The organism is Planococcus soli (assembly GCF_016881065.1).
GTDB classification, from domain to species: Bacteria; Bacillota; Bacilli; order Bacillales_A; family Planococcaceae; genus Planococcus; species Planococcus soli.
This window is the reverse complement of the sequence record NZ_WXYN01000012.1, coordinates 76,989-91,307: the sequence shown is the minus strand read 5'-3', so window position 1 is coordinate 91,307 and position 14,319 is coordinate 76,989. Positions and strand designations below refer to the sequence as shown.

The window sequence follows — 14,319 nt, the reverse complement described above, 5'->3', positions numbered from 1 at the left end:
AATGGAAATTTTCAAGAGAATGGAACAATACGATTACGAACAACTAATTTTTTGCCAGGATAAAAACTCGGGCCTGAAAGCCATTATTTGCATCCACGATACTACGCTTGGACCGGCACTTGGCGGCACGCGCATGTGGAATTACGCAACAGAAGAAGAAGCAATCGAAGATGCTATCCGCCTTGGACGCGGAATGACATATAAAAACGCGGCAGCCGGACTGAACCTTGGCGGCGGTAAAACCGTTATTATCGGAGACCCATTGAAAGACAAGAACGAAGAAATGTTCCGCGCTTTCGGACGCTTTATCCAAGGCTTGAACGGACGCTACATAACTGCTGAAGACGTTGGGACAACTGTGGCGGATATGGACATGATCCACGAAGAAACGGATTTTGTCACCGGCATTTCCCCAGCTTTCGGTTCTTCGGGCAATCCATCGCCAGTCACAGCTTATGGTGCATACATCGGCATGAAAGCTGCTGCGCTGGAAGCATTCGGCGACGACTCTTTAGAAGGCAAGACCGTAGCTGTGCAGGGTGTCGGCAACGTAGCTTACCCGCTATGCGAATACCTTCATAAAGAAGGCGCGAAATTAATCGTGACTGATATTAACCAGCAAGCCGTACAGCGCGCTGTTGAAGCATTTGGCGCAACCGCGGTTGCACCGAATGACATCTATTCACAAGAAGCAGATATCTTTGCTCCATGTGCAATGGGTGCGATCATCAACGATGACACAATTCCACAATTAAAAGTAAAAGTGGTTGCGGGTTCTGCCAACAACCAGTTGAAAGAAGAACGCCACGGAGACGAGCTTGAAGCACGCGGAATCGTTTATGCACCAGACTTCGTTATCAATTCAGGCGGCGTTATCAATGTTGCTGATGAACTTTACGGCTACAACAATGAACGTGCGATGAAGCGCGTTGAAACGATCTACGACAGCATCACAAAAATCTTTGAAATTTCGAAACGCGACAATGTGCCAAGCTATATTGCTGCAGACCGCATGGCTGAAGAACGCATTGAACGCGTCCGCAAATCAAGATCTCAATTCTTGCGGAACGAACACAATATTTTAAGCAGAAGATAATAATATTCAGCAGGTGAGTCATTCCTTTTCACCTGCTGTTTTTATCTGAAATAATATCGTTATGCTGATTTTTTAACAAGCAAAATTAATGCTTTTCACAATCAAATTAAGAAACGGGGGATCGATGTGCAAAAACAGCCCAATCGTATTCTAGTCATCAACCCTGCTTCCACCTCGACTAAAATCGGCGTTTTTGACAACGATATCCTGATCATGGAAAAGACCATACACCACTCTATAGAAGATTTAGGCGAATATTCGAGCATTGCCGATCAACATATTTTCAGAAGGAACAGCATTCTGGAAGCTTTGGACGAAGAAGGCATGAATGTTTCCAAACTGGCTGCAGTGTGTGGAAGAGGCGGATTGCTTCGGCCAATTGAAGGCGGAACCTATGCAGTCAATGACGAAATGATGAAGGATCTGCGAAAAGGGTATTCAGGGCAGCACGCATCCAACTTAGGCGGCATTATCGCATTTGAAATTGCAGATGGCTTGAATATTCCTTCGTTTATCGTCGATCCGGTAGTCGTCGATGAAATGGCGCCGATTGCTCGGATATCCGGGTTTTCTTTGATCGAACGAAAGTCCATTTTCCATGCCCTTAATCAAAAGGCAGTCGCCAGGCGCTACGCCAAAAAAATAGGGCGTGCCTATGAGGATGTTAGTTTAATTGTTGCTCATATGGGCAGCGGCATCACAATTGGAGTCCACCAAGCGGGCCGGGTCATTGATGTCAATAACGGTTTGCACGGCGATGGGCCGTTCAGTCCCGAACGAGCCGGAACCGTACCGGCAGGGGATTTGGTGGAATTATGCTTTTCCGGTCAATACAGCCGGCATGACATCATGAAAAAATTGGTCAGGCAAGGCGGTTTGTTTGCTTACTTGGAAACGAATGATGTGGTGAAAGTGGAGCGGCGCATTTCAAAAGGCGATAAACGGGCAGAATTGATTTATCAGGCTATGGCTTACCAAGTTGCCCGCGAAATCGGTGCTGCCAGCGCTGTCTTAAAAGGAAGAGTAGATGCCATCATCCTGACCGGTGGGCTTGCCCATGGCAAAGGATTTGTGGAAGCGATAACCGAACGCGTCAGCTGGATTGCCGATGTGGAGATCCAGCCGGGTGAAAACGAACTTCAGGCATTGGCTGAAGGTGCCGCGCGGGTATTGAACGGGGAAGAACAAGCAAAAACCTATACATTTAGTGTGTAAGAAAAACTTCAATTGGCAGAGGATGGGGAATCCCCCGTTTTGTTGAAGCAGAAAAAGGAGGACAAATCCATGGCTCAAAATTATGATGTCGTCATTTTAGGCGGCGGAACAGGCGGTTATGTAGCGGCGATCCGCTCTGCACAACTTGGCTTGAAAACGGCAATCGTCGAAAAAGGCGAATTGGGCGGTACTTGCTTGCATAGAGGCTGCATTCCAAGCAAAGCATTGCTCCGCAGTGCGGAAGTTTATTCAACTACAAAAAATCACGCGGCAGACTTTGGTGTTCAAACTGGTGAAGTTTCCTTGGATTTTGCGCGTGTCCAACAGCGCAAACAAGGAATCGTCGATCAATTGCACGCTGGTGTTCAAGGACTGATGAAAAAAGGCAAAATTGATGTATATGAAGGCATCGGCAGAATTCTTGGCCCATCGATTTTCTCTCCAAACGCCGGTACCATTTCGGTCGAGATGAAAAACGGTGAAGAAAACGAAATGCTGATTCCGAACAATGTCATCATCGCTACTGGGTCACGCCCACGCACTTTGCCTGGTCTGACTATTGATGGAGAATTTGTCATGACTTCAGATGAGGCATTGAAAATGGAAAGCCTGCCCCAATCGATCCTAATTGTCGGCGGCGGCGTCATCGGAATCGAATGGGCATCCATGCTCAATGATTTTGGTGTTGATGTGACAGTCATCGAATATGCAGACCGCATCATTCCGACAGAAGACAAAGACATCTCGAAAGAAATGCTGAAGCTGCTGAAGAAAAAAGGCATCACTTTTGCCACTGGCGCGAAAGTAATGGCAGATACGCTGGAAACAGGCGAGAATGGTGTCACAATCCAAGCGGAAATCAATGGCAAAAACGAAAGTTTTTCTGCAGAAAAAATGCTGGTTTCTGTCGGACGCCAAGCGAATGTTGAAAACATCGGCATCGAAAACACGGATATCATAGTGGAAAAAGGCTTTGTGCAAGTGAAAAAATCCTTCCAGACAAAAGAGTCCCATATTTATGCAATCGGAGATGTAATTGGCGGCCTGCAATTGGCGCATGTTGCTTCACACGAAGGCATTACGGCTATCGAACACATCAAGGGCAACAACCCGCACGCCATCAATTATGATTTAGTATCGCGCTGCATTTATTCTAATCCGGAAGCGGCAAGCGTCGGCATTACAGAAGATCAGGCAAAAGAAAAAGGACACGACGTCAAAGTCGGCAAGTTCACTTTTAAAGCCATTGGAAAAGCACTGGTATACGGCGAATCTGATGGGTTTGTCAAAATTATTGCAGACAAAAAAACCAACGATATTCTTGGCGTCCATATGATTGGTCCGCATGTGACGGATATGATTTCGGAAGCTGGCCTGGCAATGGTATTGGACGCAACGCCTTGGGAAATTGCCGAAACGATCCATCCGCACCCGACACTTTCAGAAGTTATGGGCGAAGCGGCTTTAGCAGTTGACGGCAAAGCAATTCATAGTTAAAGGAGGAAACAAATAATGGCTTCTAAACACGAAGAAATCGGATTGACTAATGATGACTTACTAAAAATGTACGAAACAATGTTGATGGCCCGCCGTGTAGATGAACGCATGTGGCTATTAAACCGCGCAGGGAAAATTCCTTTCGTAATTTCATGCCAAGGGCAAGAAGCGGCACAAGTTGGTGCTGCGTTTGCTCTTGATAACACGCAGGATTATATAGCACCTTACTACCGTGATATCGGAGTCGTGCTTCACTTTGGCATGACGCCAAAAGATTTGATGCTGTCGGCTTTTGCCAAAGCGGAAGACCCGAACTCGGGCGGCCGCCAGATGCCTGGCCATTTTGGACAGAAAAGCAACCGCATCTTGACTGGATCTTCGCCCGTTACGACACAGCTGCCTCACGCAGTCGGTGTTGCGCTGGCAGGGAAAATGAAGAAAAAAGATTTTATTACGTTTACAACTCTTGGTGAAGGTTCTTCCAACCAAGGCGATTTCCACGAAGGCATGAACTTTGCCGGCGTCCATAAATTGCCGGTCGTCATCATGGTTGAAAATAATAAGTATGCAATCTCAGTGCCAGTTGAACGCCAATTAGCCAGCAAAAACGTTTCAGACCGTGCAATCGGCTATGGCATGCCGGGTGTGACGATTGATGGCAACGATCCGATTGAAGTCTATAAGCATGTCAAACAAGCAGCTGACCGTGCACGCCGCGGTGAAGGACCGAGTTTGGTTGAAACCGTTTCTGAACGGATGACCGCCCACTCTTCAGATGATGACCATCGCCAATACCGCTCAGCGGACGAACTGGCTGCGCAAAAATCGACGGATCCGATCCTGACTTTCGGTGCATACTTGAAAGAAAATGGAATCTTGGACGACGAACTTGAAAAAGACATTAACGACCGCATCATGGTCATCGTCAACGAAGCGACTGATTATGCGGAAAATGCACCATATGCAGAACCGGAACATGCAATGAAATATGTCTATGCCGAAGAAGGAGGAGACGAATAATGGCCATTATGTCTTATATTGATGCCATCACGCTTGCCATGAAAGAAGAAATGGAACGCGACGAAAACGTCTTTGTTCTCGGAGAAGATGTCGGCAAAAAAGGCGGCGTTTTTAAAGCGACGCAAGGTCTTTACGATCAGTTTGGTGAAGATCGCGTATTGGACACGCCTCTTGCGGAATCAGCAATTGCCGGAGTCGGGATTGGTGCAGCGATGTACGGATTGCGCCCGATTGCAGAAATGCAGTTTGCAGACTTTATCATGCCGGCTGTCAACCAGATTATTTCAGAAGCATCCCGCATCCGATACCGTTCGAATAACGATTGGTCATGTCCGATCGTTTTCCGTGCACCTTTTGGCGGCGGCGTCCATGGCGCTCTTTATCACTCGCAGTCTGTGGAAGCGATTTTCGCAAACCAGCCTGGCTTGAAAATTGTCATTCCGTCAACGCCATACGATGCAAAAGGGCTTTTGAAGGCTGCAATCCGCGATGAAGATCCGGTAATGTTCTTTGAACACAAACGCGCTTACCGATTGATCAAAGGCGAAGTGCCAGAAGAAGATTACACGGTTGAAATCGGCAAAGCGGACGTTAAGCGTGAAGGCGAAGACATCACTGTCATCACATACGGCTTGGCTGTGCACTTTGCGCTGCAGGCTGCAGAACGCTTAGCGGAAGATGGAATCTCTGCCCACATCCTTGATTTGCGCACAATTTATCCATTGGACAAAGAAGGCATCATTGAAGCCGCTAAGAAAACCGGCAAAGTGCTGCTGGTCACTGAAGACAATAAAGAAGGAAGCATCATCGGAGAAGTGGCAGCAATTATCGCTGAAAACTGCCTGTTCGACTTGGATGCCCCGATCAAACGTCTCGCTGGGCCCGATATCCCGGCAATGGCCTACGCACCGACCATGGAGAAATTCTTCATGATCAACCCGGACAAAGTAGAAAAAGCAATGAGAGAGTTAGCAGAGTTTTAAAAAGGAAAAGCGTAAGCGCCTGTTCAGCTCTGTCGGGCACAAGATGCTCCCATAAATCAACGCGACACCATCAAGTAAAGGAGGAACTCCCTTGGCTATAGAAAACATTAAAATGCCTCAGCTGGGTGAAAGTGTTACCGAAGGAACCATTGAAAAATGGCTCGTCCAGCCAGGCGATCATGTAAATAAATACGATCCGCTGGCAGAAGTCAATACAGACAAAGTGACTGCGGAAGTCCCTTCATCGTTCACAGGAACAGTTAAAGAATTGATTGCTTCTGAAGGTGAAACTTTGGCGGTCGGAGAAATTGTCTGCACGATCGAAACAGAAGGCGGCGACGCTGCACCGGTAGAAGAAGCAAAACCTGTCAGCGGAGACAAAGCGGCAGAAATGCCGGCAGCAGGATCTAAGCCGACCAGCAAACTGGAAGGGACGGAAGGATCATCCCAGCCTGTTAAGCCGTCCGGATCGAAAGGGCGCTATTCGCCTGCGGTACTCCGCTTGGCTCAGGATAACGACATCGACCTGGCTCAAGTTGAAGGCTCAGGAAATGAAGGGCGCATCACCCGCAAAGATTTGATGAAGCTGATTGACAGCGGCAATATTCCGAAAGCAGGAGATGCCAAAGCTGCTCCCGCTCCACAGCAGGAACAGCCGGCACCGCAAGCAGCACCTGCACAAGAAGCTCCGAAAGCTCCTGCAGCACCGATCCAAAGTGCACCTGGAGATATTGAAATTCCAATCACGGGTGTCCGGAAAGCGATTGCGGCGAATATGCTGAAGAGCAAACACGAAGCACCGCATGCATGGATGATGATCGAAGTGGACGTTACCAACCTTGTTCAATACCGTGATTCCATCAAAGGCGAATTCAAGAAAAAAGAAGGTTTCAATATCACGTATTTTGCTTTCTTCGTTAAAGCCGTTTCACAGGCTTTAAAAGAATTCCCGATGATGAACTCGATGTGGGCTGGAGACAAGATCATCCAGAAAAAAGATATCAACATTTCCATCGCCGTTGCTTCAGACAGCGCCTTGTTTGTACCGGTCATCAAAAATTCTGATGAAAAGTCGGTTAAAGGCATCGGTAAAGAAGTAAATGAACTGGCGCTTAAAGCCCGTTCAGGCAAATTGAAATCTGCAGATATGCAAGGCGGAACGTTTACGGTCAACAATACCGGATCGTTCGGCTCTGTCCAGTCGATGGGCATCATCAACCATCCACAGGCAGCGATTATGCAAGTAGAGTCGATCGTCAAACGTCCAGTGATCATGGATAACGGGATGATTGCTGCACGTGACATGGTCAATCTTTGCCTATCGCTCGATCACCGTGTACTTGATGGCCTTGTTTGCGGACAATTCCTGGCACGAGTAAAAGAAATACTTGAAAACATGTCAAAAGAAAATACATCTGTTTATTAAGAAAAGCTGGAGTCTCAGGACTCCAAGCTTTTTTTTCTTTAATGTCAGCGTCCAGTCGGGTAAAATGAAGACAGATAGCCTTTGAGGAGGGAATAGTTTGACAATCGATTCGATGAAAAAAACAAAATTTCCAGCGCGTACATACAGTGAGTGGCAGCAAGCAGCCGAAAAAGCGATTAAAGGCAAGCCCTTCGAAGAAACTTTGAAAACGCCTACAATTGAAGATGTACAACTTGAACCTTTATATACAAAAAGTATGCTTGATCAATTGGAGAGCTATATTCCGGAGCAAGTGGCCGCGATTCAGCATGGCAAGCATCAGCCAAGCTGGCTTGTTTCGCAGGAAGTGATGGCGGATTCCGCCCAGGAATATTTAGCGTTGATGCAAGACGACCTTCTCCGGGGGAATGAAACCGTAGTCTATACGGGCTTCCGTAAATTTGAGTGGACAGATGCGCAATTAACTGAACTGGCAGAACTGATTGTCAAATACCCGCTTTACTTTAAATTGGTTGGCGAAGACCGCGATATCCTGCGTGTATTTGATTTTGTAGCTCCCGAACAGCTCGACCACGTGCAGGGGGTCATTTTTTCAGAAGAAGCGATCCGCGCACCGAAACAGGTTCGTACCCAGCTGGTCGATACCATTCCTATTCACCATGCAGGCGGAACAGCGGTCCATGAATTGGGAGTCGCTCTGAGCATCCTGTCAGAACGTATGGAAAATGAAGACTTTTTGGAAACCGCTGATAACACTTGGATCCGCTTTGCGGTAGATACCCAGTTTTTCCAGGAAATCGCCAAGCTGCGTGCATTCCGCGTATTGTGGCACGCTTTCAGCTCTGCCTATGGAGAAGAAGCACCAACGATTCCACTCTTTACAGAGACATCCGTCCGCTCCTATTCAAAGCTGGATCCATATGTAAACCTGCTGCGTGCAGGAAATTCCACATTTGCTGCAGTTCTCGGGGGCACTGATGCGCACACCGTTCATCCGCATGACTTTTTGACTGAACCAGACCTGTCGAGCCGGCGCATTGCCCGCAACGTTCAGCTGGTCATCAAGGAAGAGGCGCATGTGTCGCATGTGGTCGATCCGGCAGCAGGCTCCTATTTTATAGAAACTTTAACAAAAGAATATGTAGACGCGGCATGGAGCTATTTCCTTGAGATCGAAGAGGCGGGAGGCTATTCCGAAGTCATCAAATCAGGATGGCTGACAGATGATATTCAGGCAAAATGGATCGAGCGCGAAAAAAATGTGGCGACGCGCAGACAATCGCTGATTGGTACCAATATTTATGCCAATCCGCAGGAGCCGGTAAAAGATGCAAAAATCGACGATGGCCATTTGGAATATATGACCGCAAAGCGCTTGGCGACACCTTTTGAAAATCTTCGTGCGCAAAGCAGAGTGACGGGTTTGAAAACCGCCATCATTTTAGTGGAACCGTTGAAGATCAGCAAAGCACAGGTAGATTTTGTTTTTGGGTTTTTGGCGGTTGGCGGAATTGAACCGCTGCTTAGTCCATATCTGGCAACAGCGGAAGAAATCAACCAATTCTTAGCTAGCGAAAGCATTGATTATGCGGTGCTTTGCGGTTCAAAAGATGCAGTTGCAGCCGTGGTTCAAGGGTTGGATACGCAGGCAAGCATCGATCTTGCAGGCAAGTACCCGAAAGATCAACTGGATGAATGGGCCAATTACGGCATCAAGGACACCCTGTATTCCGGCAAGCATATCACTGCAAAACTGGAGAAAATTCTCGCACTCGGAAAGGAGGCGCTATAGGATGGGCAAACCTGATTTTTCCAAAGTAAAGCTCGATCAATTGTCTGTTGCTTCCCATCAGGTTCAGCAGAAAAGCGCCTTTACCACAAATGAAGGCATCGATATCAAACCGGTCTATACACAGCAGGACATTGAATTTCTGGAAGAAAGCATGCCTGGATTTGCGCCCAATGTCCGCGGGCCTTATCCGACCATGTACGTTTCGCGTCCTTGGACCGTACGCCAGTATGCCGGATTCTCGACTGCGGAAGAAAGCAATGCTTTCTACCGCCGCAATTTGGCGATGGGACAAAAAGGCTTGTCCGTCGCCTTTGACCTGGCAACACACCGCGGCTACGATTCGGATCACGAGCGTGTAGTCGGAGATGTAGGGAAAGCGGGCGTTGCCATTGACAGCGTGGAAGACATGAAGATCTTGTTTGACGGCATTCCGCTGGATCAAATGTCCGTATCCATGACAATGAATGGAGCGGTAGTGCCGATCATGGCATTCTTTATCGTAGCGGCAGAAGAACAGGGTGTCTCACCTGACCAACTGGCTGGAACAATCCAAAATGACATTTTAAAAGAATATATGGTCCGCAATACGTATATTTATCCACCTGCGATGTCCATGCAAATCATTGCAGATATCTTTAAATACACATCCCTTCACATGCCGAAGTTCAATTCGATTTCTATTTCGGGCTATCATATTCAGGAAGCTGGAGCAACGGCGGATCTTGAATTGGCGTATACGCTGGCAGATGGGCTGGAATATGTCCGGACTGGACTCGCCGCGGGCATTGATATCGATCATTTTGCCCCTCGCCTGTCCTTTTTCTGGGGCATTGGCATGAACTACTTTATGGAAGTGGCAAAAATGCGTGCCGGACGAGAAATTTGGGCGAAAATGATGAAAAGCTTCGATCCGAAAAATGACAAAGCTCTGGCGCTGCGGACCCATTCCCAAACATCCGGCTGGAGTTTGACCGAACAGGATCCATTTAACAATGTGACCCGAACTTTGATCGAAGCGAATGCGGCAGCTATGGGGCATACCCAATCACTGCATACCAACGCACTCGACGAAGCGATTGCCCTGCCGACTGATTTTTCGGCGAGGATTGCACGCAATACGCAATTATTCCTGCAGGAAGAGACAATGATGACCAATGTAATCGATCCATGGGGCGGTTCGTATTATGTAGAATCACTGACCAAGGAATTGATGGAAAAAGCATGGGGTTTGATTGAGGAAGTGGAAGAACTTGGAGGCATGGCAAAAGCCATTGAAACCGGCCTGCCAAAAATGCGCATCGAGGAAGCCGCAGCGAAAAAACAGGCTCAAATCGATTCCAATGAAGAAGTGATCATAGGGGTCAATCGCTACCGTCTTGATCAGGAAGATCCGATTGATATCCTGAATATTGATAATACGATGGTCCGAAAAACACAGATCGAGCGGCTGGAACGCATGAAATCAGAACGCGACGGCGAAAAAGTCACAGCGGCTCTGGAAGCATTGGCAGAAGCGGCGAAAACTGGCGAAGACAATATTTTGGCCTGTGCGATTGAAGCGGCAAGACATCGGGCATCGCTTGGTGAAATTTCTGACGCGATCGAAAGGGCATCCGGAAGACATAAGGCGGTGATTCGTTCAGTGAGTGGAGTGTACAGCTCAAACTTCTCAAACCAGCAGGAAATGGAAATCGTCAAGGAAATGACGGAAGACTTTATTGAAAATGAAGGACGGCGTCCGCGTATCCTGATCGCGAAAATGGGACAGGATGGGCATGACCGCGGAGCGAAAGTCATCGCTACGGCATTTGCCGATTTGGGCTTTGATGTCGACATCGGTCCGTTGTTCCAAACACCGGCAGAAACGGCTCAGCAGGCAGCAGAAAATGATGTCCATGTAATCGGCGTCAGTTCACTGGCAGCGGGTCATATGACATTGGTGCCAGACCTCAAGGCAGAACTTGCGAAAATCGGCCGTGAGGATATTCTTATCGTGGTCGGCGGCGTGATTCCGGCACAGGATTATGAATTCCTGCGCAACAATGGAGCCAGTGCGATTTTTGGTCCCGGTACTGTCATCCCGGTAGCGGCACAAAAAGTCATTGAAGAGATCTATGTGCGCCTTGGTTACGAGGAAGTGGCAGACTGATGAGCCGCGATAAAAATTCCAGGCGCGTTATGGACGGTGTTCACGAAACCCATGATGGCATGAAGGCCTTGCCACGGAAAAAGTTCAAGAAACCGGAAGCTGAGACATTGGATATCCAGACAGTCGCAGAAGGTGTGCGGAGCGGATCGCGCCTGTATTTGGGAAAAGCGATCACCTTGCTTGAAAGTTCAAATCCCGATCATAAACAGAATGGCCAGCAATTGCTGAACCAATTGCTGCCGTTTACCGGCAACAGTATCCGCATCGGCATTACCGGGGTACCGGGAGCGGGCAAAAGCACCTTTATTGAAACCTTCGGCGAGATGCTGACGGAACTAGGGCACCGGGTTGCCGTTCTGGCAATCGATCCGAGTTCATCGCTGACCGGCGGCAGCATTCTCGGCGACAAAACCCGCATGGAACAGCTGGCACGCAATCCGAATGCCTTTATCCGGCCTTCGCCAACGGCTGGAACACTCGGAGGTGTCCATAAAAAGACGCGCGAAACGATGCTGCTTTGTGAAGCGGCGGGATACGATGTAATCTTGGTGGAGACGGTCGGTGTCGGCCAAAGCGAAACGCTGGTGCGGGGCATGGTTGATATGTTCCTGCTGCTGGTTTTGACAGGTGCCGGAGATGAACTGCAAGGTATGAAAAAAGGAATATTGGAGCTGGCAGATGCCATCGTTGTCCATAAAGCCGACGGAGACAATGCACGGCTGGCGAAAAAGACGGTGGCGGAATACAAGCAGATGCTGCATTTTCTGCAACCGGCATCTGAAGGCTGGACAACCCGGCCGCTTGCCGCTTCGTCCCTTGAAAATTCAGGGATTCCCGATGTCTGGGAAATGGTGCAGGAATTCGAAGCAACGGTGAAAAGCAGCGGCTATTGGAACAAACGCCGCCGGAAACAGACCCAGGACTGGTTCCGTTCGATGATCACTGACGAGCTGCACAGCCGCTTTTTTGATGATCCCGAGCGCCGGCAATTGGTCAAAATTCTGGAAAAACAGGTGCTGGATGAAAGATTGACTGTGGCACAAGCAATCGCGCGCCTTTTTGAGTAAGCTTTTTTGCAAGTCGGTTGAACACCTGCTATGATTAGAGAAGCAATTATAAGGAGTGATATTTGATGAGCATGGATTTTAATTTCCTAATGAATGATATAGCTACACAAGCCCGCCAGGAATTGATTGACGGTGGATATACACAGCTTGAAACAGCTGAAGCGGTAAATGAAGCCTTTTCACAAAAAGGCACGAGCCTTGTCATGGTCAACTCTGTATGCGGATGCGCAGGCGGCATTGCACGCCCGGCAGCTTTGCATTCAATCCATTACGACAAACGTCCGGACAACTTGTTCACTGTTTTTGCCGGACAGGACAAGGAAGCGACTGCTCAAGCACGCGCAATTTTCGGTGATGACCACTTGCCGTCTTCTCCATCATTCGTCTTTTTAAAAGATGGGAAAATGGTTGATGAAATTGGCCGCCACGAAATCGAAGGCCACGATCCAATGTCTGTTATCACTCATATCCAAGCGATATTCGAACAGCATTGCGACGAAGTTTAAGAAGGAATGCCTCTTTTGGGGGCATTTTTTTCATGTCAAAATTTGGAGGGGACAATGAAGCTGAATCTAAAGCCTTTTTCCATTGGGTATCGAACGATGAAAACCGCACTGGGCGTGGCAATTGCGATTTATCTTGCGCAGCTGCTGCAGCTCGACTACTATGTTTCTGCTGGTATTTTGACTATTCTCTGTATACAACCGACAAAGAAAAAATCAATTCGGGCCGCTTTTTCCCGCTTTATCGCCAGTTTGATCGGAATCTTATATGCATTTATCTTTTTTGAAGGAATCGCTTATCACCCGATTATGATCGGTATCCTCATTGTCCTCTTTATTCCATTACTGGTGACGCTGCGGTTCCAGGACGGTTTTGTCTCCAGTTCCGTTATCCTTTTGCATTTATACGATGCCAAAAATTTGAATTTTGATTTGCTTGTCAATGAATTGATTTTGATGCTGGTAGGGTTCGGTACGGCATTGGCAGTCAATATGTACATGCCAAGCATCGAGAAAAAGCTGGAAAACTACCGTTATGAAATTGAAAATTTATATGCATCCATATTCCGCGAAATTGCCGTCTATTTGCGTGAAGGGGAATCAGTCTGGAGCGGCAAGGAACTGATGGAAGCCCGAAAACTGCTGGAGAGTGCCAAAGCTTTAGCTTACCAGGATGTTGAAAATCATATTACACGGCACGAAAACAAGTATTATCATTATTTTGAAATGAGGAAACAGCAACTCGAAATCATCGAACGCATTTTGCCGAAAATCACAACTTTGCCGGTAATCGTGGACCAAACGGATCTGGTAGCCGATTTCCTGGAAGATTTATCTGAACATGTTCATTCAGGCAATACCGCATACCGCTACATCTCAAAACTGGACAAAGTCAAAGAGAACTTTGCCGAATTGCCTTTGCCGGATAGCCACGAAAAATTCCTGGCAATGGCCGAACTCTATCAGGTCATTCACGAAATGGAATCCTACCTGGAGATCAAGCAATCCTATAAAGGATTTCATACAAGAAAAGCGGAAGAAGCCGTGTAGATTCGACGGGCATAAGAGGCTCCGGCGAAGCGGCATGTTTTCAGCCGCACAGCTGGAGCAGCTTATGACCCTAGAATCTGGCTTCTGGAGTCTGGACAAAGAAAAGCGGAAGCGCCCGTGTAGTCCCGACAAGCGCTGGAAGTTTTACCGAGAATGGCGTTCTTTGCCATTCTTGGTAAAACTGAAGCGACTCGAGGGACTGGGCGCTGGAGTCTGGACAACAAGAAAAGCGGAAGCGCCGGTGTAGCTCTGCCGGGCATAAGACAGAAATAATCTTAAATAAAAAGCAGCAAGAGCCCTCGGCTCTTGCTGCTTTTAAATTCTATTAAATTACAAAGCTCAATCCCATCAGTAAACTTGATAACAGCATGATGGCGATCATTGCGTAGACGATAAACTTGCGGAAAGCGGCATTTCTCATCAGCGGAAAACTCCTTTTTCAATCAGATCTATGTGCAAATCATATCATATTTTCATGGAGAGTTGAAGAGGCATGCTGACTGTTTTCCAAATATTCGCTA

The 14,319-nt window shown here is 47.7% G+C and carries 13 protein-coding genes; 12 read left to right on the top strand and 1 reads right to left on the bottom strand.

Annotated features, from left to right (window positions below; translation table 11 throughout):
* The first annotated feature begins 1 nt into the window (after window position 1).
* The 12 genes from GJB59_RS05935 to GJB59_RS05880 all read left to right on the top strand — a co-directional run bounded on the left by GJB59_RS05935 (window position 2) and on the right by GJB59_RS05880 (window position 14,045).
* The gene (locus GJB59_RS05935) at window positions 2-1,096 is read left to right on the top strand and encodes a Leu/Phe/Val dehydrogenase (protein WP_142827860.1); all 1,095 of its coding nucleotides are present in this window, start codon (window positions 2-4) and stop codon (window positions 1,094-1,096) included.
* A gap of 126 nt (window positions 1,097-1,222) precedes the next feature.
* Window positions 1,223-2,311, top strand: a complete 1,089-nt coding sequence (gene buk, locus GJB59_RS05930) for a butyrate kinase (protein ID WP_142827862.1) — start codon at window positions 1,223-1,225, stop codon at window positions 2,309-2,311.
* A gap of 69 nt (window positions 2,312-2,380) precedes the next feature.
* Window positions 2,381-3,808, top strand: a complete 1,428-nt coding sequence (gene lpdA / locus GJB59_RS05925; protein WP_142827865.1) for a dihydrolipoyl dehydrogenase — start codon at window positions 2,381-2,383, stop codon at window positions 3,806-3,808.
* A gap of 15 nt (window positions 3,809-3,823) precedes the next feature.
* Complete coding sequence (locus GJB59_RS05920) at window positions 3,824-4,828, top strand: thiamine pyrophosphate-dependent dehydrogenase E1 component subunit alpha (protein WP_142827867.1); 1,005 nt, start codon at window positions 3,824-3,826, stop codon at window positions 4,826-4,828.
* Complete coding sequence (locus GJB59_RS05915; RefSeq protein ID WP_142827869.1) at window positions 4,828-5,811, top strand: alpha-ketoacid dehydrogenase subunit beta; 984 nt, start codon at window positions 4,828-4,830, stop codon at window positions 5,809-5,811. Before GJB59_RS05920 ends, GJB59_RS05915 begins: the two co-directional genes overlap by 1 nt.
* Before the next feature lie 91 nt (window positions 5,812-5,902).
* Window positions 5,903-7,237, top strand: a complete 1,335-nt coding sequence (locus GJB59_RS05910) for a dihydrolipoamide acetyltransferase family protein (RefSeq protein WP_142827871.1) — start codon at window positions 5,903-5,905, stop codon at window positions 7,235-7,237.
* Between the two features lie 97 nt (window positions 7,238-7,334).
* On the top strand, window positions 7,335-9,029 hold the full coding sequence (locus tag GJB59_RS05905) for a methylmalonyl-CoA mutase family protein (RefSeq protein WP_142827873.1): 1,695 nt from the start codon (window positions 7,335-7,337) through the stop codon (window positions 9,027-9,029).
* A gap of 1 nt (window position 9,030) precedes the next feature.
* Window positions 9,031-11,178, top strand: a complete 2,148-nt coding sequence (scpA, locus tag GJB59_RS05900; protein WP_142827875.1) for a methylmalonyl-CoA mutase — start codon at window positions 9,031-9,033, stop codon at window positions 11,176-11,178.
* Complete coding sequence (gene meaB / locus GJB59_RS05895; protein WP_142827877.1) at window positions 11,178-12,245, top strand: methylmalonyl Co-A mutase-associated GTPase MeaB; 1,068 nt, start codon at window positions 11,178-11,180, stop codon at window positions 12,243-12,245. Before scpA ends, meaB begins: the two co-directional genes overlap by 1 nt.
* A 65-nt stretch (window positions 12,246-12,310) precedes the next feature.
* Complete coding sequence (locus tag GJB59_RS05890) at window positions 12,311-12,751, top strand: BrxA/BrxB family bacilliredoxin (protein WP_142827878.1); 441 nt, start codon at window positions 12,311-12,313, stop codon at window positions 12,749-12,751.
* A 54-nt stretch (window positions 12,752-12,805) separates the two neighbouring features.
* Window positions 12,806-13,798, top strand: coding sequence for an aromatic acid exporter family protein (locus GJB59_RS05885; protein WP_142827880.1), 993 nt, complete (start codon window positions 12,806-12,808; stop codon window positions 13,796-13,798).
* 64 nt (window positions 13,799-13,862) lie between these two features.
* Complete coding sequence (locus GJB59_RS05880) at window positions 13,863-14,045, top strand: hypothetical protein (protein ID WP_142827882.1); 183 nt, start codon at window positions 13,863-13,865, stop codon at window positions 14,043-14,045.
* Window positions 14,046-14,123: 78 nt separating this feature from the next.
* Here the strand turns inward: GJB59_RS05880 and prli42 are convergent, their stop codons facing one another.
* A complete protein-coding gene (prli42, locus tag GJB59_RS05875; protein ID WP_185960040.1) occupies window positions 14,124-14,219 on the bottom strand; it encodes a stressosome-associated protein Prli42 in 96 nt (31 codons plus the stop codon).
* Window positions 14,220-14,319: the final 100 nt, after the last annotated feature.